1 protein-coding gene is annotated in these 1,498 nt (G+C 48.9%); it reads right to left on the reverse strand.

What is annotated here, in order from left to right:
* Positions 1-61: 61 nt before the first annotated feature.
* Positions 62-1,393, reverse strand: coding sequence for an IS3 family transposase (locus tag OCV31_RS09605; RefSeq protein WP_148474677.1), 1,332 nt, complete (start codon positions 1,391-1,393; stop codon positions 62-64).
* Between the last annotated feature and the right edge of the window lie 105 nt (positions 1,394-1,498).

The raw sequence follows: 1,498 nt of genomic DNA on the forward strand, positions 1-1,498 counted from the left end.
CCCGGGGGCGGGGAAAATGCGGCCTTCTAAGGTGGACCCATTGATTTGGACACGTCAACCCCTATGCGTTGAGTAGTGTTGAGCCGTATTCGTATGGCGTCATGTCGCCGAGGCCTTCTTGGTATCGGCGGTAGCGGTAGTAGTTTATGTAGTCGGCGACAGCGGCTTCAATTTCTTGGTCGCTGGCGTTTTTATCGAATGATGTTTCTTGTTTCATTTTTCCGAAGAAGGATTCGCAGGGCGCATTGTCCCAACAGTTGCCTTTTCTCGACATGGATTGAATGAGGCCCATGGATTGGATGGTATCGCGGAATTTTTTCGCGGTGTAGTGGACGCCTTGATCGGAGTGGATGATGGCGTTTTGGCTGTAACCGCAGGTTTTGAGTTGTTCGAGGGTTTCCAGAACGAAGTCGAGGTTGTAGTTTGTGCTGGTTTTGTAGGCGACGGGTTCGTTGGTTTGGGCGTCGATGATGACGGAGACGTAGGAGAAGTGGCCTTGATGTTTGATGTAGGTGATGTCGGTGAGGAAGAGTTTTCTGGCTTCGCCCGGCTTGAAGGCGCGTTTGACGCGGTTGGGCGCGATTTTGTTTTCTTGGCCGTCGTTTTTGCGTTTGCCATAGGGTCGGGCTTTTTTTACGGGGCAGATGAGTTGGTATTTCCGCATGATGCGTTGGATTTTTTTGCGGTTGTAGATGATGTCGTAGTCGTTTTTCAGGACCATGCGCAGGGAGCGGCTGCCTTTGTGGTAGTATTTTCCGCTATGGTCGAAGGCTTTTTGTATGAAGTACAGGGCTTCTCGATCAGCATCTTCTCTTCGTTGCCGGTTTTCTTTGCTGGCTTTGTAGTAGTAATAGGTGCTTCGCGGCAAATGAAGGTTTTTGCAAAGGGCTTTAATATTGACGGCTTTTCCATAGGCTTGGACGGTTTCTTCTACGATTTTGCAGAGATCAGTCGTTCCATAGGCCTTCTTGTCGCATCGCCTCCCTCCTAGCCAGCCAGCTTTTTTTAATGCTTCGATCTCCGCAGCTTGTTGTTGAATGATTTTTTCTTGCTTTGTCAGTTTCTCTTTGGCTTTTTTCAGATCGTCTATGGCATCGATGGTCTGAAGGGCTTCTTTTGCGGCTTCTTGATCAATTGATGCGAGAATGGTGTCCCGAATGTGGCGCTCTTTCCACCGGGCGGTGGCCCGTTCGATGCGTTTGTCGCCTAAGATTTCGAGATCAAAGCCGGCTTCAACGAAGATTTGTTTAGGCCGCTTGCCCTTTGTTAACGCTTCAATGAAGTGTTTTTTAAATTCGGCCGTATAAAAAATGCATTGATCGTTGACTGATTTTACATTCGGATTGGCGCGTAAGATGGCTTGCTCTTCAGTGGTTAGTTTTCCTCGTCCCATGGTTTCCCTCCTTAATTGAATTATACACGATTTGAGGTAGGGGGATGTCCAAATCTTGGGGACCGGGTTATTCCGCTCTGAGCTCTTTTCCCCGCCCCCGGGTTT

The organism is Aedoeadaptatus acetigenes (assembly GCF_025566985.1).
Taxonomy (GTDB): domain Bacteria; phylum Bacillota; class Clostridia; order Tissierellales; family Peptoniphilaceae; genus Aedoeadaptatus; species Aedoeadaptatus acetigenes.

Bases quoted from the DNA above. Each gene is read 5' to 3' on its own strand.
- OCV31_RS09605 (WP_148474677.1), bottom strand. From the start codon at position 1,393: ATGGGACGAGGAAAACTAACCACTGAAGAGCAAGCCATCTTACGCGCC.